Source organism: Cyanobacterium sp. uoEpiScrs1 (assembly GCF_947331815.1).
In the GTDB taxonomy this organism is placed as follows: domain Bacteria; phylum Cyanobacteriota; class Cyanobacteriia; order Cyanobacteriales; family Microcystaceae; genus Rippkaea.
This window is the reverse complement of sequence record NZ_OX373462.1, coordinates 1022041-1046696: the sequence shown is the minus strand read 5'-3', so window position 1 is coordinate 1046696 and position 24656 is coordinate 1022041. Positions and strand designations below refer to the sequence as shown.

General features: G+C 34.5%; 16 protein-coding genes and 1 tRNA gene. 7 read left to right on the top strand and 10 right to left on the bottom strand.

Features of this window, described 5'->3' with window-relative positions; all coding sequences use genetic code 11:
* Nucleotides 1-173: 173 nt before the first annotated feature.
* The 8 genes from OXU93_RS03615 to OXU93_RS03580 form a co-directional block, all read right to left on the bottom strand.
* Nucleotides 174-989 carry an inositol monophosphatase family protein gene (locus OXU93_RS03615; RefSeq protein ID WP_267384522.1) on the bottom strand — a complete coding sequence of 272 codons (816 nt, stop codon included), beginning with the start codon at nt 987-989 and terminating at the stop codon, nt 174-176.
* 1284 nt (nt 990-2273) lie between these two features.
* Nucleotides 2274-2882: a flavin prenyltransferase UbiX gene (locus tag OXU93_RS03610; RefSeq protein ID WP_267384521.1), complete on the bottom strand. Its 609-nt coding sequence runs from the start codon at nt 2880-2882 to the stop codon at nt 2274-2276.
* Between the two features lie 193 nt (nt 2883-3075).
* Complete coding sequence (locus OXU93_RS03605; protein ID WP_267384520.1) at nt 3076-3825, bottom strand: HEAT repeat domain-containing protein; 750 nt, start codon at nt 3823-3825, stop codon at nt 3076-3078.
* Nucleotides 3826-4118: 293 nt separating this feature from the next.
* Nucleotides 4119-4286, bottom strand: coding sequence for a hypothetical protein (locus OXU93_RS03600; protein WP_267384519.1), 168 nt, complete (start codon nt 4284-4286; stop codon nt 4119-4121).
* A 523-nt stretch (nt 4287-4809) separates the two neighbouring features.
* Nucleotides 4810-5538, bottom strand: coding sequence for a 16S rRNA (uracil(1498)-N(3))-methyltransferase (locus OXU93_RS03595; protein ID WP_267384518.1), 729 nt, complete (start codon nt 5536-5538; stop codon nt 4810-4812).
* Nucleotides 5539-5819: 281 nt separating this feature from the next.
* Entirely contained in the window at nt 5820-7124 is a 1305-nt protein-coding gene (locus tag OXU93_RS03590; RefSeq protein ID WP_267384517.1) for a dihydroorotase, read from the bottom strand.
* A 443-nt stretch (nt 7125-7567) separates the two neighbouring features.
* Complete coding sequence (gene sat, locus OXU93_RS03585; protein WP_267384516.1) at nt 7568-8746, bottom strand: sulfate adenylyltransferase; 1179 nt, start codon at nt 8744-8746, stop codon at nt 7568-7570.
* Nucleotides 8747-9597: 851 nt separating this feature from the next.
* Nucleotides 9598-13092, bottom strand: coding sequence for an AAA-like domain-containing protein (locus tag OXU93_RS03580; RefSeq protein WP_267384515.1), 3495 nt, complete (start codon nt 13090-13092; stop codon nt 9598-9600).
* 1196 nt (nt 13093-14288) lie between these two features.
* Between OXU93_RS03580 and rimP the strand changes: the two genes are divergently transcribed.
* The 6 genes from rimP (at nt 14289) to OXU93_RS03550 (ending at nt 20528) form a co-directional block, all read left to right on the top strand.
* Nucleotides 14289-14750 carry a ribosome maturation factor RimP gene (gene rimP, locus OXU93_RS03575; RefSeq protein ID WP_267384514.1) on the top strand — a complete coding sequence of 154 codons (462 nt, stop codon included), beginning with the start codon at nt 14289-14291 and terminating at the stop codon, nt 14748-14750.
* Nucleotides 14751-14788: 38 nt separating this feature from the next.
* Entirely contained in the window at nt 14789-16015 is a 1227-nt protein-coding gene (gene nusA / locus OXU93_RS03570) for a transcription termination factor NusA (RefSeq protein ID WP_267384776.1), read from the top strand.
* Between the two features lie 33 nt (nt 16016-16048).
* Nucleotides 16049-16339 carry a YlxR family protein gene (locus tag OXU93_RS03565; RefSeq protein WP_267384513.1) on the top strand — a complete coding sequence of 97 codons (291 nt, stop codon included), beginning with the start codon at nt 16049-16051 and terminating at the stop codon, nt 16337-16339.
* A 181-nt stretch (nt 16340-16520) separates the two neighbouring features.
* The gene (infB, locus tag OXU93_RS03560) at nt 16521-19529 is read left to right on the top strand and encodes a translation initiation factor IF-2 (protein ID WP_267384511.1); all 3009 of its coding nucleotides are present in this window, start codon (nt 16521-16523) and stop codon (nt 19527-19529) included.
* 75 nt (nt 19530-19604) lie between these two features.
* Nucleotides 19605-20216, top strand: a complete 612-nt coding sequence (locus OXU93_RS03555) for a low-complexity tail membrane protein (RefSeq protein WP_267384775.1) — start codon at nt 19605-19607, stop codon at nt 20214-20216.
* 114 nt (nt 20217-20330) lie between these two features.
* On the top strand, nt 20331-20528 hold the full coding sequence (locus OXU93_RS03550) for a hypothetical protein (RefSeq protein ID WP_267384509.1): 198 nt from the start codon (nt 20331-20333) through the stop codon (nt 20526-20528).
* A 1582-nt stretch (nt 20529-22110) separates the two neighbouring features.
* Here the strand turns inward: OXU93_RS03550 and argF are convergent.
* Complete coding sequence (gene argF / locus OXU93_RS03545) at nt 22111-23034, bottom strand: ornithine carbamoyltransferase (RefSeq protein WP_267384508.1); 924 nt, start codon at nt 23032-23034, stop codon at nt 22111-22113.
* Nucleotides 23035-23287: 253 nt separating this feature from the next.
* On the opposite strand from argF, the gene OXU93_RS03540 reads away from it, so the two are divergent.
* Entirely contained in the window at nt 23288-24397 is a 1110-nt protein-coding gene (locus OXU93_RS03540) for a site-2 protease family protein (RefSeq protein ID WP_267384506.1), read from the top strand.
* Nucleotides 24398-24503: 106 nt separating this feature from the next.
* Here OXU93_RS03540 and OXU93_RS03535 read toward each other — a convergent pair.
* A tRNA-Ala gene (locus tag OXU93_RS03535) sits at nt 24504-24576 on the bottom strand.
* Between the last annotated feature and the right edge of the window lie 80 nt (nt 24577-24656).

Here is a 24656-nt window from a genome sequence, read left to right as displayed (position 1 = left end):
TAAGTAAATTGAAATCTACTTACAGTAGAGAAATAAAACACTGATTCTATTAAGTCTTAAATACTATGCTTTTATTACTATTAACTAGTCCGTTAAAAATCGGTTGGGGTATTTCCATAGACTTCTATCCTTTATGAAGATAGCCAGGTAGATTTTGAATTAAATTAAAGACTTTAGTATTGACAATTCATGACCTTTAAAGCCTTTTCATGCAATGTTTTATTAGATGTTGCTAAAACCTCTGTAGATTGACGATTTAGCGGATTTCCTGACCAGTCAGTTAGAACACATCCAGCCCCCTCAATAATGGGAATTAAGGCACAAAAATCGTAGTATTTAAGATCTGACTCTAAGATGACCATTGGCATAGAACTCCACCCACTGGCTAACGATACATAATTGTAGCAGTCTCCACCAAAGGCTATTCTTTTGCAAGTATTTTGCAATCTAGTCGCTATCTCCTGTTGTCTTTCAGTGACGAACATCATAGGAGTCGTTGAGGCTAAACAAACATTTTCCAGGTGGACATCAGTTTGTTGACTATATGTATTGTTTACTACTTTTCCATTTAAAGTAGGTAATTTTCCATGTATTCCCAACCATCTTTCTTGTAAAACAGGTTGATTCATACAACCGAGCAGAGGAGCATCATAGTCCTCATCCACTAACCCTATTAATGTCCCAAAAACAGGCAGTCCTTTTACAAAAGATGAAGTCCCGTCGATAGGATCAAGTACCCAATAACGACCGTTCTGAGAGGGAATATTTTTTCCTTCCTCTCGGATAACACCATCGTTTGAAGCTTTTTGCCGCAAAATTTTGACCATTGCTTCTTCAGCAGCACGATCAGCAATAGTTACTATAGAAGAACGTTCAAATTTTTTTGTTTCAGTCTCAATATTAGATTCTCTAAAATATTGATTAATAACTTCTCCTGAAACATCGGCAAGTTCATTGATAATATGAAGTTGTTCAACTAAATCAGTCATAAATAGTTTCCAATTTTATTCTCATAAATTTAGTCTATCTAAAAATAAAGTAATGATAAAGACACTCTATTGTAAACGAAAATTTTTTACTATAGAATAGATTACTTCATAAAACCACAAGCAAGAAATAGCTATTCGATTTTAACGATTCATAGTAAAGGAATAAACATTCTAAAGTAGAAGTATTAAACCTATAAATTGTAAATTAAACACTATATAGTGCTCTCTAACATAAGAAAAAAATATGTACAATAAACACAATTATCTAATAATTATTAGATTAAAGTCCAGGGTGTTAAAAACACTAAAATAAATCAATCAACTATAGTCATGTAAAATCGTTATATCTTTTGTAATCATAAATTAACTTTAATTATATTTTTATTTTCTTATAAAATTTTAATTAACCAACAACAGTCAACTTATACGTATTGATAAAAATTTATCTACACAGCTTAATTACTCCAACTAAACCAGATTTATTATATAAAATAGATATAATTATTGTCAATCTTGAATAATTAACAATTAATTTATATACTTAATTAATTCTATATAAGTTTATTTATTGATAAAAATTTTTATAGTTAGATTTATATAAGTTGCTTATATTTAATTTTTCTAATTTTTAAATTTAAATATCTATTTGTTTAGATTAATTATTTGACTCGCTTAATAAATATATTATGTTTATTAGACTTTTATTTATAAAAAACTGCATATAACAATATATAATCTAATTCATGTTAAAATTAAATAGTTTTAATTAATATATAAAAACTAGTATTTAGCACAATACACACAATGAAAGTTTATTGGAATATTTTGATAGTCATATATTAAATTTATTTTTGTATATTTTAGATTTAAATAACAGATTAATAAAAAATAGGTAGCTTTAGATAGTGATTTACTATTTTATATATATAAAAAAATATAAAATACTATATATGATATACATAATAAATAGTAGTTGTAAACACTTTATTTTTTATAACAAAATTAGCATAAAGTGAAATCTCTATTTCTTTTAAAATAAATATTTATTTATATGTTACTATTGTCGCTTAGCTCAACATAAAAGTTAAAAAATAATTTAATAGAAGAATAAAGCTAGCTAACCACTCAAATAAACATTTTTAATAGTCTAACAAACAAGATTATAAATAAACTATGATATATCTTTCCTGAAACATCTAATATGTATTAAATACTTTAAATACAATTTTTAAATTATTTTTTCCGCCATACTTATTTTCATATTTTTGTAAAGATGTTGATTTATCAATAACCTTGCCAACGAGTAATAGGAACACAATCAATGTCTAACTGATCTAAAGTTCGAGCTACTACAAAATCTACTAAATCTTCAATAGTTTTTGGATTATGATACCAAGCCGGAATGGCAGGAACTATCTTGACTCCAGCTTCGGCTAAAGCTGTTAAATTTCTGAGATGAATTAAACTAAAAGGGGTCTCGCGAGGAACAATCACTAAAAAGCGACCCTCTTTAATTTGAACATCAGCCGCTCGTTCTAGCAGATCTGAACTTAACCCCATTGCTAATTTAGCCACTGTACCCATGCTACATGGTACGATCAACATTCCGAGTGTCTGAAAAGAACCACTAGCAATAGTCGCTCCTACATCGCTCCAACGATGACAGTTAATTTTACCTTTTTCGGGGACTTCAGTTTTTTCTCGCCAAAATCGTGCTTGTTCTTCCGGTTCAGTGGGCATTCTAACTCCCTGTTCCGCCTGCCACACCATATAGGCTGCTTTTGAGGCTACTATTTCAACTACATTATTCGCTTCGAGTAGGAACTTCAAAGCACGAACAGCGTAAATCAATCCCGATGCGCCACTAATACCTAAAATCAAAGGTTTTTTCATTGCAAAATGCTCGAGGATGACCCCTACTACTTCAGTTTGGGATTAATCAATAATAAATAATTCTATGTTAACAAATATTAATACATTCAGAGTATCATCAATAGAATATGACTACTGTAATTCATATTCAAACTGAATATGAACCTGAGCCTTACTACTTACTGTTCAATCTATATTCGATAACTTAAATGAATCAAATTAGTCCTTCAAGTTCGAGTTCTTCAATCATTTGTAGTCCCCTAGGATCGCCAACCTTAAGCAACGCACTTCTAGCATCGTCTTTAACTCCTAAATCTTCATCCTCGGTTAATGCTTCAATTAAAGCGTCTATTGCCTTTGCATAAACCACGTTAGAAGGTATCTCTCGACATAATTGACCAATGGACCAAGCACAATTGCCACGGACTGCAGCCACAGAATCTTCTCTTAACCCTTCAATTAAAGGGGCAATAGTTGCAACAGCATCTTCATATTCTAGCTTAGCTATTTGGACTAAACTACTGGCAGCCCACAAACGTACTGCCGAAATATCCGTTTTAACAGCATGAATTAGAGGATTTAATGCACGGCGATCACCTCCATTCCCTAAAGCCCAGACAATGCCTTTACGGACATATCCATTCCAATCTTGTTTTAATAATTCAATTAATGCTTCTACTGCGTCAGGACTAGTATTTTTTCCCAATGCATAGGCTGCACTAACTCTTACTAGAGGACAAATGTCATGCAACAGATCAATTAGAGGAGCGATTGCCCGTTCATCTTGTAGTTCACAGAATACACGCGCTGCCAACATCCGTTTTGACGGATCTGGATCGGTTAGCAAAGGTAGTATTAACTCTGGGTTAGGAGGCGGCAGTTCAGAACGAGCAGAGTCTAAGAAATCTAATGGTTCACCAAATTGATCTGCCGTCTCAATTACGCTAAGGTCGTCGTCGTGCATAGTTGTTAGGATAGGCCGTTATACCTACGCAATACTAGACAGTACGCTGTTCAACTTTCATTTTATCCTGGGAAGTTAGCTCTTTACTAGTCCACAGGCATGGAACGATAAGCTATCAGTATTTTTAAGCTACTTCTCTATGTTTTTTACAGAGCGATAACAGGGAATTTCCATTTCTTTCTCCACTAACAAGTCTCAAAGTTGGTTTTTGCTTATTTCGTCAAGACCAGGAAGTAATTTGAAGTTACCGTCACGATCCAACTTATCATAGCACTGAATTGAGTGACTTATTTTCAGGACATCTTCTTAACAAAGGTTAATTCACTAAACAGCTGAGAAGCGGCATCTTTAGAAGGATATTTATGATGGAGTAAATCTACATTAGAACATATGAACTTGAAGGGGTTTTTAAAGTTAAAGATTGATTTTCCATAGAGAATAGATTGTGATCGTCTATTCATCAAATTCACCAAACTAAATTAACTATAGATGGACTGTTCTTCTCTGACTAGTCACTCCTCAAGTATCACTAGGGAAAATTATTTTTTGTCTTAAATAAACTGAAGATTATTATATTCATCACAGTCTGGAATTATGAGTTTTCTTCGCAACTTGTTTCTTAACTTCTATCTTTACATAGTTTCCAAAACTTGAAAGCATTTCTTCCGCCAGTTAACCAACGTCAGATAAGCCAAACATTAAGGCCGACTAGTGAACTTTTTTTGTATATGAATTTAGAATTACTTGATAAATCCAGGAAATGTCTGTTTATTGAAGTTGTTAAACATGAAAATTAAATTTTTCTTGTAGTTAGTGTGGTTTAGAGTATTTTTGATGATTAGTCATTTCGACGATAAGCTCGAGTATAAAAACCTAGAAAACTAGAGCGCAACAGGTGTTGGCATAATAATTAACAAACGATAAATTTAAGGTTAAATTAATCTGTTAACAAATTTTCAAAACTTAGAAATTATTAAATTTGAGTTATGTTTCAGTTGTCATAAGCTCTCGTTCAATAGCAGAAGTGACTAAAGATAAGGCGACAACGGGAGCAGTTATAGCACGGAGAATACGGCGACCTAATGTAACTGGTTGAAATCCGGAAATAACTGCTTTTTCTACTTCTTCTTGTGTCCAACCTCCCTCACATCCTGTAGCAATTACTATAGGTTTTTGAGGTGAATTAGCTAGATATGTCAATAAGTGTCTTGCTCCTTTACGGGGAACACAAATATAGTAATCAATAGCAGTTTTATTTATTCTCGTTAAAATCTTGTCAAACGGAATGGGTTCGGTTATTGTTGGGACAATTTGACGTTCTGACTGTTCTGCTGCTTCAGTAGCGATTTTACGCCATCTTTCAAGTTTGTAAGAACTAGGTTTAAGCAAAGTGCGTTTACTGATGATGGGGATTAAGGTCGTCACTCCTAATTCAGTACAACAACGAACAATTTCATTGAAACCATTACCTTTAGGAAGAGCAATTATTAAGGTAACTGCAATGGGGAGTTCTGTTGATTCCCTAAAGATTTCTAAAATTTGAGCCGAGTTTTCTGTTAGTTGTGCCAAGTAGGATTGACCTTGGCCGTTCATTGCTACAAAGTTATCACCATCGTTCAATCTCAACACTCGTCTTAAATAGTGCTGTTGTTCAGGATTTAGACTGACCCTTTGATTCAGATGTTGAATGGATTTGATAACTAATCGATACACCTTCGTAAAAATTTCCGATGATACTTACTTCGAACAACTTTCCCAATAAAGCTTAGGTAACAGAAAAGATAAAACCGCAGACCTATAAGATACAAACAACTACTATATCTACCATTAGAGTAATTTGTCAATTTATGTTGATGCTTTTTAAGGTTAATATCACACTTCCCCATGTATATGGGAAAAAGCATTAAATAATGTCTTATTTTTCTGAAGCCCTATTTGCCAGTTACAATTGTGTGTTGTACATATGATTGTGTAGCTCTTATAGATAACCTACGTCACCGATGTTGCCTATGATGTTTATCAAAATCTTGAGTCAGTGAATTTACTGACATGACAACTCGTCCTCTAATTTTACGACCCCACCAGAGAGTATTTTTACCCAAACAATGAAGACTAGATGAGTTTACTGTCCATAATTCTTGGGGATTAAAAAGAATTAATTCTGCGGAGTTTCCAACCTTTAAAGAAGTTAAATCTTGTCCTAAACACTTTTGAGGATTATTACTTAAGGCTCTCCACAATTGTAAAGGAGTTAATTCTTTACTAGCGACTAGATTTTCCCATAAAAGTGGCAAGGCTAATTCTAGTCCGATTGCTCCTGGGGGAGCTTGTGCAAAAGGGACCATTTTTTCTTCATAAGAATAAGATCGATGATTAACAGAAATTGCATCAATAATCCCCATTTTTACCCCATTTATAAGCGATTGACGGTCTTTAATACAGCCTAACGGTGGTTCCAATCGTAAGTTTGGATCATAACTAGCGAGATCTTTGGTATCTAGCAATAAGTTTAGCCAAGAGGTACTGGCAGTTATGGGTATGCCTCTTGCCTTCCCCCAGGCAATTAATTCCACTCCTCGATGGGTCGAAATTCCCCTAAGATGGACAGGGGTATTAACGATAGTCAACATCTCTAAAATAGCGGCAATAGCTGTTGTTTCACTAATTTGAGGGTTTCCTACAAGTCCATAGTGAATAGATAAAGGTCCTTCACGCATCACTCCATTTCTTTTAAGAGAGTGAGATTCAGGAACTAGGGCTACTGGTTTTTTTGTTGGTTTAGTATATTCTAAAATACGTCGCAATAACCCTAAATTTTCGATACCATAATTATCAGTAAAACCCAAAGCCCCTCCTCTCGCCAATTCTGCTATTTCCGTCATTTTTCTTCCTTTTCCTCCTACAGTTAAATTTCCCCAAAAATAAAGTTTAGGAGCAGTTTGCAGGGTTGTAGATTTTTGTTGCAGAAAAGATAGAGTAGCTAATGTATCAATTGCAGGAATTGTGTCGGGTAAGATAGCTAAACGAGTAAATCCTCCTGCAATTGCCGAAGCAGCAAGCGAAGCCAAAGTCTCTCTATATTCAAATCCAGGTTCGCCACTATAACTATAAAGTTCGACTAAACCTGGGCCTAGAATCAACCTTTGTCCTTCAATGACAGTCGTATCTGCGCTTACAGAGTCAATATGGGAGTCAATAGCCTCGATTTTTCCTTCAGTTAACCGAACATCAGCAATAGTGTCAGTATTAGAGAAAGGATCTAAAAGTCGGACTTTTCGGAATAAAGTAGAGGTAGTCAAAGTAGATTCGTCAAGTCAGAGGTTCAAAGTTACAGGTTGGCATAGCTCAGACTTTTTTGTTATTCAAACAGCCAACCGTTGCTAATCATATCAAGTTCATGAACTACTCTAAACATTAAAGTTGGGGTTAAAGTTGTTGATATCTACTAAAAACCATCAATTATTCATTCGATAAAATATAATTAAATTTATTTTATCGAAAAAAATATAAAAGTTTCTTCCTGTTTTTTTACATTATTTATAACAGAATTGTAATAAGCAAGAATTAAAATCTTTACTTTGTTAGGGTTTCCAAATTCAAAAAACTAAGTTTTATGGAGTTTTTTGAATTTGGAAAATATAATGATACAGTCAGAATAAAAGTTTTAAACATTATTGTTCACCAATTTATAATACTTGGTTTACAAAATTGGATTTTTCAAAAATTCTCTACAGGCTAGGATTCACGAGACGGGACGAGCTTCTTCTTCTTTCATTGATGCTACTAAAATTTGAGCAATTTCTGGACGGCTAAACTCAGGAGGAGGTGTCTTACCCTCTTTGAGCATCTTGCGAACTTTAGTCCCAGATAAATTTATTCTTTCTTCAGGAGTGCTAGGACTAGTTTTAGCAGTTGCCATAGTTTTGGTGCGAGTACAATAAAAAGCATGCTCAAATTTCATGGCTTGAATCTTCAGTTCATCTTCTTGAAACTCTTCAAAAATGTGTTGAGCATCATAGGTGCCATAATAGTCTCCAACCCCTGCATGATCTCGTCCAACGATAAAATGGCTGCAGCCATAATTTTGACGAGCAATTGCATGCATAATGGCTTCTCGTGGACCTGCGTAACGCATAGCAGCAGGAAAAACGCCTAAGAAGACACGATTTTTGGGATAGTATTTATCAATTAAAGTTAAATAACACTGCATCCGTACGTCGGCTGGGATATCATCAGATTTAGTTATTCCAACTAAGGGATTAATGAATAATCCATCAACTAACTCAAGAGCAATTTTGGTAATGTATTCGTGGGCACGATGGATAGGATTACGGGTTTGAAAAGCAACTATAGTTTTCCATCCACGCTTTGCAAACTCTTCTCTAGTCATTTTTGGGGTAAAGTTGTGTTCAGGGAAATTTCCTTGAGGGATAGTGTTAATAAGGTTGATAGGCCCACCGAGGTAAATTTCTCCCTCAGCCCGTATTGCTTTCACCCCAGGATGATTCTCGTCAGCGGTGCGATAGACATTTAGAGCTTCATTGTGTTGATTTGGTTTGAATTTGCTGGTAATAGTCATTACGGCTAAGATATTACCATTGGGATGAACTAAAGCAATATCATTATCTAGATGATATTTTTCAGAATCAGCTTTAGAAACCTGTAAAGTGACAGGAATAGACCACGCTAAACCATTCGTTAATCGCATATCGTTGATGATTGTTTGATATTCTTGTTCAGTGACAAAGCCATTGAGGGGACTATAGATACCGGTTGTAATACACTCAAGATCCGCGAGATTCCGTTTGGAAAGTGTTAATTTAGGTAGGGAATAGGCGTTTTCGCGAGCAATTTGTTCTTCAACTCCGCTTAAGATACAATTAATCAATTGATCACCATGAGGTTTTATTATATTTGTCATAATTTTTTTCCTAAGAATTGGACCTCTAGACAGTTCAGTATCCCATACTTTTACATATCAGAATGAAATTCAGAAATACTACCAAGTTTGAGTACTTTATTTGTTACCTACTATATAATTGTCTTCAGACATATAAAAAAGTTAATAGTCGTAGATAATTTAAAATTTAATTCTCAATGATATAGAAAATGAAAAATTGTTAAATAATTTGATCTTAATAAAAATAAAACTAGCTTAATAAATAAAGCTCAACTATTGAGAATCAATATCTCTAATATTTATAATTTTTATATTCTTTAAAGATAATTCCACTTCACTTATATATAATTAATAATCTCTGATTAGTTAGATTTATTGTGACAATAAATAGTTCTCTAAGTATATTATTGTCTTGTTTAGTTTAGGAAATAGATTTTGTACAAGCAATGTAAATATTTTTTACTTAAGTATTAATTAACGTAAAACAATCAATTCTTATTTTTAAATAATTTTTAGCTGAATCAATTTAAATAGTTTCTGTTACAGCGTAATATACTCAATGCTATTTTCTAAAATGGTGATCAATCATATTGTAAAAAATAAATATAACAAATTAGAAATATGGTATGTACTTATTACCTTGTATTTTAAATCAAAAACAACTAATCTAATTCATCATTTATTCTGTCTTAACCCCAAGTTTTGAGACAGTTCCAATTGTTTTAGGAATTATATATCAAAACATTTATGTATCTTAATAAAGATAAGAAAATTAAGAGATAGCCATATAGAATATATATGATTTTAAGTTATTGTTTATTTTTGTTAAAATTTTAAACCTTTAATCTATACTTTAAAAAATAGGTTATAAATTATTTACATATTTTTAGCTTAACTTTTTCTTTAGCACGGGTAACAAAATAATCTTCTAACCATTTACATCCTTGAGTTAGCAGATTTTCTAAACGAATAAATTCTTTTTGTACTGGCCATACTTTTACAATACCATTCCTCGCAACTGTTATGATTTGTTGACTGTTATGACTAAATGTAAGTCCCCCTATAGGCTGCTGATAGCTTTTTATTCTGGCATGAAGGTTCCCTTTAATATCCCATAACCTGATAGTTCCATCGCTCGAAGCAGTCGCTAAATAATTAGTATCAGGACTAAAACTTGCGCTGGAAATGGGGAAAAGATCACTTTTAAATGTTTTTAATAGATTGCCATCTGTCTTCCACAATTTAGCAGTGCTATCCTTAGAAGCAGTCAATAAATATTGACCATTTGGACTAAAATTTAGCCAATTTATTTGATCTTGATGCCCCAAGAATAACTGTTGTAAATTCCCTTGTAAATCCCATAATTTAGCTGTTTTATCTCCAGACGCAGTGCCTAATATTTGAGCATTTGGACTAAAACTAATGTGATGGATAGTTTCATTATGAGCAGTGAATTTACTAATTAACTTTGGAGATGTACCTTTAACATTCCACAACCAAATTTCTCCTGAACGAGTAGCTATTGCTAATAATTGACTGTCAGGACTTAAAGTAACACTATAAACCCTGAGCGAATTATCAAATAATTCGCTCAGCAGTTTGCCTTGTAAGTTCCATAATTTAACACGACCATTGTTGTCGGCAGTCACTAGTGTACGACCATCTTGGCTAAACTTTATACTATTAATACCACTATTATGGGCTTGAAATTTTCGTACCTGTTTACCGTATAAATTCCAAAGATAAACATGTCCATTTTCAGCCGCAATCGCTAATAGCTGACTATCAGAAGAAAAACTAACGGCTGTAACATAATTCTCAATAGTTTTAAAACTATTAGTCATAGGGGAAGTCATAGACCAAAGCTTTACTGTTCCATCACTGGACGCAGTAGCCAACCTTTGACTATCATCGCTGATGGCAATATCGTAAATGGGGTCTTGGTGTCCATGAAAAACCATCGTTTCTTCCCCTTGGCTGTCCCATACCCTAGCGGTCCCATCACTTGAACCTGTCACTATCCATTTGCCATCTTTACTATAAGTTACATTTTTAACTAATTCCTGATGTCCTTTTAAGGTTAAAATCAATTTTCCTTGATTATCCCAAATTCTGACAGTTCCATCCTTTGCCGAGGCAGCTAGTCGTTGTCCGTCAGGACTAAAATTAACGCTGTAGAAAGAGTTCACATCGTCTTTCAGCGTCTTTAAAAGATTCCCCTGATTATCCCATAATCTAACAGTTCCATCCCGTGACGCGGTGGCAATACGTTGTCCTTTTGGGTCAAATATTCCGTGGTCAATAGATTTTTGATGACCTTTTAAAATTGCTAGTTGTCGTCCTTGGAGATCCCAAACTCTGGCTGTATAATCTCTGGAAGTTGTCACTAAACGTTTTCCGTTAGGACTAAAGCTAACACTATAAACTGATGACTTATGACCTTTCAAGGTTGCCAATTTCTCTCCCTGTAAAGTCCAAATTTTTGCCGTGTCATCTTGAGAGGCAGTGGCTATATTTTGACCATCAGGACTAAAGGCTACACGATATATATTTCCTTGATGATTATTTATGACCAATTGCTCTCGGCCTTGCCAGTCCCAAAAACGGATAGTTCCATCACTCGATGAGGTAGCTATTAATTGTCCATTGGGGTTAAAACTAACACTATTGACGGCATCTTGATGACCAATTAATTTATTTTTTTCATGAATTTGATCAAGAATCTGTTCCAGGGCTAAAATTGGACTAGTAGCGGGATAATCTTGTAGTATTCGTTTATCTTTTACAATAGTTCTTAATTGCTGTACACCTTCCATTGCTGATAATAATCCCTCAATTTGTTCGAATTTAAATCGTCTCCATGCACTATTCCCTGTTTGTTCTAATTGAGTTCCTTGTTGAGCTTCCTTTTGTTTTTGAATTGCTAATCTTGCTTGGGCAAAGAAAATGATTGCTCCTACTAAAGAAAAAAATAAAATAGCAACTCCAAAACGTATCATTCTTTGAGCTTTTTTATTTGCTTGTGTTAGAATCTCATTAGCTTTTTTTTCAGCTACCAAGTTAGTTTCTGCCTCCTGTTTATCTAAATTCTGACTTGCCGTTAAAAATTGATAATCAATATTACTAAGGTTTTTATCCATTGCCCACTTCAAAGCATCTTTGAGAGCTTGTCCACGCAATAAACGAGAATTATCTTGATAGTGCGAGTTAATCCAAGCGGTAATCGTCTCTGAATAAGGACGAATTTTTTCTAGTTCTTTGCTGACCCATTTTGAATTAAAAACTTCTTGATAAATTTTATTATAAATAATAAGTTTATTATTACACTTAACTACTAATCCAGATAAGCGTAGTTCCGTTTGTTCCGGACTATCATTGGCTTCAATTGAGTTATTATTTAAAATTTTTTGATATAATCCTAACAGCTTACCGGTTTGTTTTTCATTAACAAGAATACGATCACGGATTGTTTTTAAGTGAACTGGCTCATCTTGAAATTCCCAATTTGTTATAATAAATTGCTGTACAATACTGGCGATAACTTCATCTTCTTTTCCAGAATCGATAATATTTACTTTTTTTAAAAGTAATTGACATAGTTTTTGTGTCAAAAAGGGTTGTCCTCCTGTCCAACTTAATATTGCTTTTAAAACTTTTTTTGGAGAATCTGTAATAGGACTTAATCCAGGAATTAATGGGTTAACTTCTTCTAAGGTAAATCCTGTTAGTTCAATAGGTTGTCCAATGTTAAACGGTGTTTGAGTTTTATCACGTATCAAATCTGAAGGAGTAGCCACTCCAAACAATGCAAAAACAATCTCATTAAATTTTTGATTTTCTGCTCGTTGATTGTAACAAAATCTAATTAAAGTAAAAAAATCATCAAGAGAAAAGTCAAGGCTGATAACTTTATCGATTTCATCAATAAAAATATATTTTTTACCTGCCGGACAATAGACTAAAAGCACTTCTTCCAAGAAAAGAACAAATTTTTGAACTCCCGATAAATCTTTTTTTTCTTTTAGCCAAGTCTTTAAATTGACTTGTTTAGCTAAATTAAATCCTAAAAATAATTGAGTTATGATTCCACTGTACCATTGTTGCTGACTAATATCACTTCCTAAACTGGTGATATCTACCGAAGCACAAGTCATCCCCTCTGCTTGAAGTTGATGCATTATATGAACTCTAAGACTAGATTTTCCCATCTGACGACTGTTAAAAACATAACAAAATTTCCCGGCTCTTAACGCCTCTAATAGGTCCTTATCTGCTGTACGTTCTCCATAAGTTGGATGCCCAAAAGAGAGACTACCACCTGCTTTGTATTCATATTTTTTTCTATTATAGATATTTTTATCTTGCATAAAAATGTTAGTAGCTGAAAGTAATAATAACACTACTATTATAAGTTACCGAAGAATATCTGCTCTCTAAGATAAACAAAATACTATAACTTTTAAAGTTATAGTATTTTGAACACTATATAAAATATAATAGAAGTATACATATGTAATGATTTATCTAAAAAATCAAAAAACAAATTAAACAATTAAATTAATTTAGCTTAAAATGACTTATGATTTTTGATCAAATAAAGTAAGACTAACTAGCTTTGATACTTTTATTGGGATATTTATAGATTATGCTTAAAAACATTACATATCTGTTCAAAATTATAAACTGTACACATACAATACTTTTTTAAAACAACTAAAGAGAATAATTTTAACAAGCCTAACCAATAAAAAAGACAAATAAATAATTTTTACGTTAGCAATATATTAAGCGATAAATAGCAAACCTAATTTTACTGATCAAATAATACATAAAAATTGTGAATAATTTTAATAGTAATATTGCTATCCTATAAATAATACTGGATATTTTTATGCTTATTGATTTTAAATTAAATACTATTTAAAAAATAATCGTATTTCCAAAAACAACAGAAATAGTATTTTTTATGAGTAAAATTAAATCGCAATAATAAACTAACCATATTTATTTAAAAAGTAAAGTAGAGAGCGTTTTAAATAAATATTTAACCTTGCTATAAACAATATAAAATTAAGTTGGTATAACAGACATCATTTAATAAATTAGCTTCTATTAAGACAAAAGAAACTAAAATAAGTAAATCAAGTATCTATGATTAAGATCAACTAATATATTTGTTTTTAATTAAAATGATGAAGTTCAATATTATACCTGATAAGAGACGATGTATACTGAAAAAGTATAAGATTAATATAGACATCAATTTTGTAATAGTCAGCAAAAAACTTGAGATTAGTCATATTTAGACAACTTTTGTTTGAAGATATTGAATAAATTTTAAAATAAATTAGTATTTCCTAGAAGCTAAACTCACTAGCAGTAAATATAAACTTTTCAAATATTTCAAAATATACCTAATTCCAGACTAGAAAAAAAGGGACTAAAAGTTTGCTAAACTATGTAGATCAGGACAGGTAATTATGGTACCTTTTACAACCCTTCCCAATTACTGACGTTCAAAGGAAGTGGGCTACAACCCGCTTTTTTTAGTGTCTAAGTCGCAATGAATAACTCTGTAATCTCACAAATTACCGAAATAGCTAACTCTATAGCCAAAAATCTCGGACTAGAAGTCGTTGGTATTGTTTTCCAAACCAATAAGCGACCACCCGTGTTGCGTATAGATATTCGTAACTCACAAGGAAACACCAGTTTAAATGATTGTGAAGAGGTAAGTCGAGCCTTAGAAACTACTCTTGATGAGTACCAGGTCATTTCTGGTTCCTATGTCCTAGAAATTTCTAGTCCAGGGGTTTCTCGACATCTAACTAGTGATCGTGATTTTATCTCATTCAAAGGATTTGCTGTTGTTGTCATAACTCATGCCCCGTACCTAAATCAAAAAGAATGGCGAGGCAAACTACAAAAACGAGACAAGGAGAGCGTTCATCTAAATAGGAAAGGACGGGCAATCATAATTCCTCGGAACTTGATTGCCATAATTAAACTTGATGACCATCCCTAACCAAACCCTATATCTTTAAGTCAAGGAGGTCCATGACCATGTCCCTTATTAGCTTACCCGGTCTGGCTACAATGATTGATGAAATCAGCCAACAGCACAACCTTCCAAAATCTGCCGTTCAAGAAGCCTTGCGAGAAGCCTTACTCAAAGGATATGAGCGTTATCGTCGTTCTCAAAGTCTAGATCGTCAGCAATTCCATGACGAGTATTTTGACAACTTTGAAATAGAACTTGATATTGAAGAAGAAGGGTTTCGTGTCCTCTCTACTAAGAGAATTATGGAGATAGTTGAAAACACAGACCATTATATTTCTCTGAAAGAAGTCCAAGAAGTTGCCTCGGAAGCCCAATTGGGAGATGAAGTAGTTCTAGATGTGACCCCCAATCAAAAAGATTTCGGGCGCATGGCGGCTATTCAAACCAAACAAGTCCTTTTACAAAAATTACGAGATCAACAGCGTAAACTTATCCAAGAAGAATTCAATGATCTTGAAGGAACAGTTTTGAATGCAAGATCCTTACGTTTTGAACGCCAGGATGCGATAGTTGCCGTTCAAAGTACTTTTAGTCAACCCGAAGTGGAAGCGGTTTTACCAAAACGAGAACAGTTACCTAACGACAATTATCGCGCTAATTCTAGTTTTAAGGTCATCCTTAAAAAAGTTCGAGAAGGTTCTCATCGTGGACCCCAATTAATCGTTTCGCGTTCAGCAGCCGGCTTAGTTGTAGATCTATTTACTGTGGAAGTCCCTGAAATAGACGAAGAAATCGTGCGGATTGTGGCTGTTTCCCGTGAAGCCAATCCTCCTTCTCGCTATGTCGGACCAAGAACTAAAATTGCGGTAGATACCCTAGAACGAGATGTAGATCCTGTAGGAGCTTGCATTGGAGCTAGAGGCTCTCGAATTCAAGCAGTTGTCAACGAACTACGCGGGGAAAAGATTGATGTGATTCGTTGGTCTCCCGATCCTGCCACGTATATTGCCAATGCTCTCAGTCCAGCTCGAGTAGATCAGGTGGTTTTAATTAACCCTGATGAACGCCATGCTCTAGTCTTAGTTGCTGAAGACCAATTAAGTTTGGCTATTGGTAAAGAGGGTCAAAATGTCCGTTTAGCTGCCCGTTTAACTGGGTGGAAAATAGACATCAAAGATACAGCCACCTATCAGATGGAAATTAACAAAGAACAGCCATCTTCTGATAAGTTAGAGCTTTTAAATAACGAAAATGACGATGGCGGAACTGATCTTGTATTTAAATATTGAATCTTAGAAAAGTAAATAATTATTGTATTAGTTATGCAGCCCAATTATCGACGTTGTATTAGTTGTCGAAAGATAGCACCGAAACAGACATTTTGGCGCATTGTTCGAGTTCATTCATCTCGACAGGTACAATTAGATAAGGGAATGGGAAGATCTGCTTATATCTGTCCTCATGAAAGTTGCTTGTACAACGCCAGTAAAAAGAACCGTTTGGGCAAAGTGCTTAGGACTAATATACCTGATAACATTTACCGAACCCTGTGGAATCGTTGGCATAGACTAAATAACGCCGAGTCTATATCAACTAAACCTCCCAATTCCTAATATTTTAAGTTATTAGGGATGCGTCTCGATGTCTTTGGTCGTTAGCATAGGAGTAGGATCATTTTTCAAGTCATCATGATTGCAGTCAGATGGAACTGATCAAAAGCAGAACTTGCCCGTTGCTTAAAAGTCAAGGGTCCAAGTCTTTAAACCAACACAAACCTAGTCAAGGGAATAGTGGATGAACAACGCACAAAAAGTTAGAATTTACGATCTATCGAAAGAGTTAAACCTAGAAAATAAAGATATCTTAGAAATTTGCACCCAGCTTAACATTCCTGTTAAGAGCCACAGTAGCACGATTAGTGAATCCCAAGCTGAACGGATCAAAGCCATGGCGAGTAAGTACGTTGCTAGCCAGACAACTGACCTAATAGAAAAAGAATCTCCCAAAGGAAAAAATAAACAACAAATTTTAGCTGTTCATCATAGGCAAATCCGTAAGAGTTCCTCTACCAAAGCCCCAAAACAATCTCAGGATTCTTCTCCCACTTTAGTGGCTCCCCCTCGGCCACCTGCTAAGCCACAACTTTCTCACCCCTCAGTACTCTCCAAAGAATCACCTCAAAAAGCATTAAATAAGGAGGAAACAGTTATTACACTTGGCGAAAAGCTAAAATCTACTGAGAAACCTAAACTATCCGAAGAACTTATAACTTCTCTAGTTCAAGAGAACCAAAAATCTGAACCTGCCCCTACTCTTCTCAACCCCCCTCAATTATCTAAACCTCCAGTTCAATTATCCAAGAAATCTCCTTCTGAAAAGCCGGATTTGAAACCCACTTCTAAACCTGAACTAACAGGCAGAGTTGAGCCACAGAAAAAACTCTCATTAATTACCGTCCCAACTCAGCAAACAGAATCCTCTGAAACTCTGATTCCTAATAAAAAAATAGCTAAAATTAAAGCTAAACCGGATCTCCAGCGACCGCAAGTTACGAGGACACTAAAAGAGAAAGCTCTTGAATTGATTGCTCCATCGATAAAATCCCCGTCTGAAGAAATTGATAATTCAGATGTGGTTGATGATGATGCTATTGAAACGGATTCAAAACCAAAACCCACTTTAAAACGCCCCACGTCAGTGCGTCTTTCAAAACAGAAGAAATGGGAAGAAGAGGAGGAAGAACGCGAAGCTAAGGTAAAGAACAAAGGAGCGGCCAAAGCTAAACGTCGGAATAAACGTCTGGACGAAGAAGATGAGGACTTCGAGTCAACAACTGAGCTCAACCCTATTCCTTTAACTGTAAGTCTCTCCACAGCTCGTCCTCCTAAACCTCAATCTCAGACAAAACCCACTGCTGTTAGTAAGCCTAAAAAACCGATGCCCAAACCCGACACGGGAGGGGGATCAACAACTCGTCAGAAAACAGAACGCCGTGAACGTCAGGAAGTTATTCAACGTCCTGAAATTATCATTCTCGATAGTAATTTGACGGTCAGAGAACTCGCTAATAGGCTACAAATTCCTGAAACTGAAATTATTAAAAATCTTTTTTCTAAGGGAATTGCAGTCAATATTACCCAAATGCTAGATATTGAAACGGCCCAATTGGTCACAAAAGAATTAGGGGTGGCAGTGGAAATCCCTGAGGTAAAAGCTGCAGCAACTAAGGATAAGGAGATACTTGATGAGTACGACTTAGAAAACCTTCAGCGTCGTCCCCCAGTGGTAACTATTATGGGACATGTTGATCACGGAAAAACTACTTTACTTGACTCCATCCGCCAAACCAAAGTCGCTCAAGGAGAAGCTGGAGGAATTACCCAACACATCGGGGCATACCATGTAGATATTAAACATAATGGAAAGTCAGAACAGATTGTTTTTTTAGATACCCCTGGTCACGAAGCCTTTACCGCCATGCGGGCGCGCGGAGCTAAGGTGACAGATATTGCAATCTTAGTAGTAGCTGCCGATGATGGGGTTCAACCTCAAACAAGAGAAGCTATTAGTCACGCTCAAGCAGCCAAAGTTCCCTTATTAGTGGCTATAAATAAAGTTGATAAACCTGAAGCTAATCCAGATCGTATCAAACAAGAATTAGCAGAATTAGGTTTACTCTCTGAAGAATGGGGAGGGGAGACTATTATGGTTCCTGTCAGTGCCCTCAAAGGGGAAAATCTTGATGATCTTTTAGAGATGATTATTCTGGTTTCAGAAGTAGAAGAATTGGTAGCTAACCCCAATCGCCTCGCTAAGGGGACGGTCATCGAGGCCAACCTTGACCGTGCTAGGGGTCCAGTGGCCACTCTCCTTATTCAAAATGGAACTTTACGGGTAGGAGATGCTATTGTTGCTGGCTCAGTCTTCGGTAAAATTCGTGCCATGATTGATGATCGTGGAGCCAAAGTAGAGGCCGCTTCTCCCTCATTTGCAGTTGAGGTTCTCGGGCTTAATAATGTTCCCTCAGCGGGAGATGAATTTGATGTCTATGCCAGTGAAAAAGAAGCTCGCACCGTAGCTGAACAAGGAGCAGCTAACCAACGTCAAACCCGTCTACAACAAGCCGCATCTTCTCGTCGTGTTACTCTCAGTACCCTTTCTGCTCAAGCTCAAGAAGGAGAATTGAAAGAACTCAATCTTATTATTAAAGCTGATGTCCAAGGGTCTGTTGAGGCAATTCTTGGCTCTTTAGAACAGTTACCTCAAGATGAAGTTCAAATTCGAATTCTTCTGGCTGCCCCCGGGGAAATTACCGAAACCGATGTAGATTTGGCGGCCGCAAGTGGTGCAGTTGTGATTGGGTTTAATACTACCCTAGCTAGTGGCTCTAGAGCAGCAGCCGATCATGAAGGGGTAGATATTCGAGAGTACGATATTATCTACAAACTACTTGATGATATTCAAGGGGCCATGGAAGGGTTACTTGAACCTGAAGAAGTGGAATCTACCCTCGGACAAGCTCAAGTTCGGGCTGTTTTTCCTCTGGGACGAGGAGCAGTAGCTGGTTGTTATGTTCAGTCTGGCAAGGTAGTACGAAACCGCTTTGTCAGAGTACGGCGCGGCGACAATGTAGTCTATCAAGGAAATCTCGATTCCCTAAAACGGGTTAAAGAACTTGCTCGTGAAGTTAATGCCGGTTATGAATGTGGCATCGGAATCGACAAGTTCAGTGACTGGCAAGTGGGGGATATCATTGAAGCTTATGAAATGGTAATGAGACGTCGCACATTAGCGGGAAAGTAAAATAGTAAAGAGCCCATAATGGCTGTTCTATCAGTAATTATGGGCTTGATTTGTCCTGATTATATTTTTTGTGTGATGAATAATTTTCGTTCAGAACCTTTTTTATGGATTCATTTAGCCGGAATTGCTGTTGTTCCTTTAAGTTTACAATTAGTTTGGTTAGGACTAGCAATAGGAGAGCCATTACCTATATTTTGGCTAGAACTATTCATCGTTGGATTATTTGGAATAGCCCCCATTTTTTTGATGCAGTGGACTAAACCTTTTAATATTTTCAGTATCTTGCTGATCTTTCTTTCTTCTGATAGTTTGACTGTTGAACAACGTAAGATTTTGAAGTTGTTAAAAACTCGAAACGTCCGAATTTTGACAGTGATTGTAGCATTTGCCATGTTGGGTATTCTATGGGAATTGTATTTACTCGCCCCCTTAGGAGTAATAACAGTTGCTACACTACCTCAATGGCGAATACTAGGGTTATTTATTTCGGCGATAGGTTTTTTATTAAGTAATTTGTTTGTTCAAATCCCCATCGCAGTCATTGATATTCTCCTAACTCCTCAACAACAATGGTTAATTATTGAACCTTATACAACTGAAAAAATCATTCAAGATTTTACTGTTTTTGGCTTTTGTGTGCAAAAAATTCTCCCGATCAAAGTTGAATGTTCTTCCTCTTCTAAATAAACTTTTTTAAAAAATTCATGATTTTTTAAAATTTGTTTCCAAGTTATCAGAATCTTCTGAATTGCCTGAGTTATGCTTAAAGAAAAATAATGTTAGTCATTTGATGAATTTCTTATGTTGAGCTCAACTCTCTCCCCCAATCATAAGTTTAATCAAGATCACGAAATTTGGGAGCATTTGAAACAGGCGATTGCTGATTGTTCTGGTTTTAAGCAATGGCAGTCTCGCCAAAGTACAGAGCAGAATTCCTCTCCTCTCGACCAACAAGTACGCTGCTATCTTCGAGAAACTTTAGAGACTTTGGCCTACTGATATTTTGAGAGCGGGGGCTTTTGCCCTCTTTTTTTATTATTGTTGTGTGATAGCCAGTTTGGCTAACACAAAACAATAAATGCCATAACTTATAACAAATTTAGGATAAAAAATACTTAGATAGAGAATTATATTTGACTGACAACCTGTTTATCAATTAAGATCGAATGGGAAAAATGTTTGCGAGATAATGAAAAACTAAAAATATTTGTAAAGTAGTAAATATAGTAGTCAGTGAAATAATAAAAACTATTTTTAGATTAATTACTTAAGACAAATGATTGTTTTATGATTGCCAGAATTGCCAGAGAGGTGACAGAGAAATAAAAAGTTTGTAAATATACATATAGAATGTTTAAAAAAATGTTTTGATAGAATTTTAAAAGTTAATAGTGGCTAACAGCTAATAAAAAAAGTAAGAGTCAGATTTTATTTAATCCTAAGCAATAATAACTTAAAATAGTAAAAATATTTACACTCGAAAAGTATACAAAAATAAAAATTTTAAATAAACAAGCATAGCACTTTTGAAAAAAATATTTATATCTTGCTTAATTTATAGTAAATTGTTAACTTATAACATAAGAAAAATAGCATTAAGTAAAAGCTAATATAATTGCTGAGATAATATTTGGGAATAATATTGTTAATCTAAAATAAATGAACAATATTTTCATGAAAAATTGTAACGTAGATTATCATCTAAACTAACTAAATATATAAGTATAAAATAATTTGTTTTTTAATATTTATTTAAATTTATCTATTTATTCTTTTACTCTCCCTCATGAGAGTAAATTTAGGATCTGGCAATAGGCAATGGTAAAAATCAAGATTGTGTTTATTTTTTCAAGCAATAAGTTTAAGCTAACCCTTCTTAGCAGAAAGTGTGACAGTGGGTTTTACATCCTATTACACACATTTTTGCATCCCTATTCTCTTGAGTACATTTTTAGAATAACTTAAGCAAGTACACAGTATCATCTTGTTTTCCTAAAAAACAGCAAAGTAAATAGTGGAACTAGAATCTATGATATTCAGATGGTAATAATAGTATTCAGTAACCAGGTTACTTTATCGATAAAGTAACTGAGGGTTGTAGAATTATATGGAACTTAAATAAAAATAAAAAATTAATGTCAAAGGCTACTTGTGGCAAAATTTTTTATCAGATACATCCTAGTTGTACTTAAATAATTTTTTTATATAGCAACTTTTTGCAAAATATCTATCTGTATTTTACTATTTATAAAGTTTAGTTTAAGTTTAAATCAATTAGAGATATTCATTCAAACTACCTCATACTTTTTATTTTTGCTGTTTACCAATTACTATTTCGCTAAGAATTTTATAGGCAATTACAATAAGAATAACAACTTCAAGTGAACTTTTTAACTTTTACATAATCTTATAAGAGCTAATTTTAGAAACTTATTGATATTTGTTAACTAAATTTATCTTTTAAACTCTATAGTCATTCTAGGTGGAATTATACCATACAATCCGTTTATAAATTTTCCAATAACTTCTTAAGTTTTGTCTATAATTAGCTCATTTATGTATAAACGCAAAGTTCTCTCCATCAATTGTTAACTCCTAATAAACTTACTATTAATGCTTTTTGGGCATGCATTCTGTTTTCTGCCTGTTCCCATACTCGTGAATGTTTTCCTTCAATAACTGTATCGGTAATTTCTTCTCCTCGATGAGCAGGTAAACAGTGTAAAACAATAACCTCTTTATCAGCATAATTCAGTAGAGTTTCATTGACTTGATAGGGTTCAAATAAAGGAATTCTTGAAGTTGCTAAATTTTCCTGTCCCATGCTCGTCCAAACATCAGTGTAAAGTACTTGAGCGTCTTTAGCCGCTTTAATGGGATCATTGGTTATCATAATCTCAAATCCGTCTACTGCTAATTCTTTAGCCTTTTCGACAATCTGAATATTTGGTTGATAGCCATTAGGAGTAGCAATACGAATTTTCATTCCCATTAATGCTCCTCCCAAAATTAAGGAATGGGCAACGTTATTTCCATCTCCAAGATAAGTAACTGTAATATCAGATAGGGAGTTTAAATTTTCTTTAATTGTTAATAAGTCAGCTAAAATTTGACAGGGATGTTCTAAATCAGTCAAGGCATTAATAATAGGAATCTCTGCATGATTAGCAAAAGTCTCTAAGTCTTCTTGTTTATATGTACGAACTGCTAAAATATCTAAATAGCGACCTAAAACCCTAGCGGTATCTACAAGAGATTCTCCTCTACCCACTTGGGTAAGACTGGGATTAAGATCTATCACTTGTCCTCCCAACTGATACATCGCCACGCTAAAAGAAACACGAGTACGGGTAGAGGCTTTATAAAATAAAAGTCCTAATACTTTTTGAGAGACAGATAACCTTTTCCCCTGCTTAAGATGTACTGCCAATTCTAGAATATTCTTAAGTTCTGTAGCACTGAGATCAGCAATCCCTAGAATATCTCGCTGAGCTAGAGTTGTCATAAATTAGTCCGAGTTTATATTGTAGATGTTGTTCTTTATTTCTGTAGAGAACAGACCGTTATTGTATCGATAAACCATACTTTACTGTTGATTCATAAGGCATAATTCATAATTGCGGTAGATAACCGAACTTAAAGAGGTGGATTTTACTGTTATTGTTAAGTCTCAGTAATTTTACGTCTCGTTACAATAGGATTAGGCAACAGTGAAGTCGTTGAAAGAGATTTCACAAATAAAATAGGAGGTTCGACCCATGAATAATAATATAAGGGTTGGCAATTTGTTCGGGATACCTTTTTATGTTAATCCTTCTTGGTTCCTAGTTCTGGGGTTAGTTGCCGTCAATTATGGAAGACAGTTGGCATTATTTCCCCAATTAGTGGGAATTGTTCCTTGGATTTTAGGTTTTCTTGCTGCCTTGCTGTTATTTTTTTCTGTAGTCGTTCATGAACTGGGGCACAGTTTGGTTGCTCTTTCCCAGGGAATTAATGTCAAGTCTATTACTTTATTTTTATTTGGGGGATTAGCTAGTTTAGAAAAAGAATCTGATACCCCTTTAAAAGCATTTCTAGTAGCAGTTGCTGGTCCCGCTGTCAGTTTAGCAATTTTTGCTTTATTAAGCATAATTCTGGTTAACTTCTCCTTTAACACACCAATTACAGCAATTCTTTCCCTACTCACCTCAATCAACTTAATTTTAGGATTATTTAACTTAATCCCTGGTTTACCTTTAGATGGTGGCAATATTCTCAAGGCATTGGTGTGGAAAATTACTGGAAATCCAAATAAAGGAATCATTTTTGCTAGCCTCGTTGGACAAATTGTCGGTTGGTCAGCTGTTACTATCGGGGTATTAGCAATTTTAGGAATTAGTCCTATTGGAAATTTATGGACATTATTAATTGGTTTTTTTCTCTTACAAAATGCAGTATTTTCTGGTCAATCTGCTAAGTTTCAGGAAATTTTAGGTAGTTATACAGCTCAAGATGCAGTAATTACTAATAGCCCTATAGTTCCTGATAGTTTAAATTTAAGAGAATTTGTTAATAACTATATAATTGGCAAGAGAAAATGGAATTGTTATTTAACGACTAATGAAAGAGGAAATCTCTCAGGAATTATTGAGATTAACACTTTAAATAAGGTTTCTACTTCCCAATGGACTAAGTTGAAAGTCTCAGAAATCATGCAACCGATAAATGATAGTATAATCATAATTGAGTCCAATAAGTCTTTGCTAGAGGTGGTAAAAATTTTAGAAAATAATCCACATCAAATACTAACTGTTATTCAAGAAAATGGTATCGTACTAGGCTTATTAGAAAAAGCATCAATCATTAAGTTTATTCAAAAACAAACTTAAGTCACATAACTTTTTAAATTGAGAAACTTTCGGTCATCAATAAGAACAGACTGCAAAGATAGACGACAAGGTCCACATCTATTTTTATTACTTTTATACTTTGTAATGGAGCTAAGCGGACTCGAACCGCTGACTTTCACAATGCCATTGTGACACTCTACCAACTGAGTTATAGCCCCTCATACACCGCTCACTATGTTACTCCGAATTTAATATTCTTGTCAAGTCTTTCTCGACTAGAAATTTTACGTAAAACTTG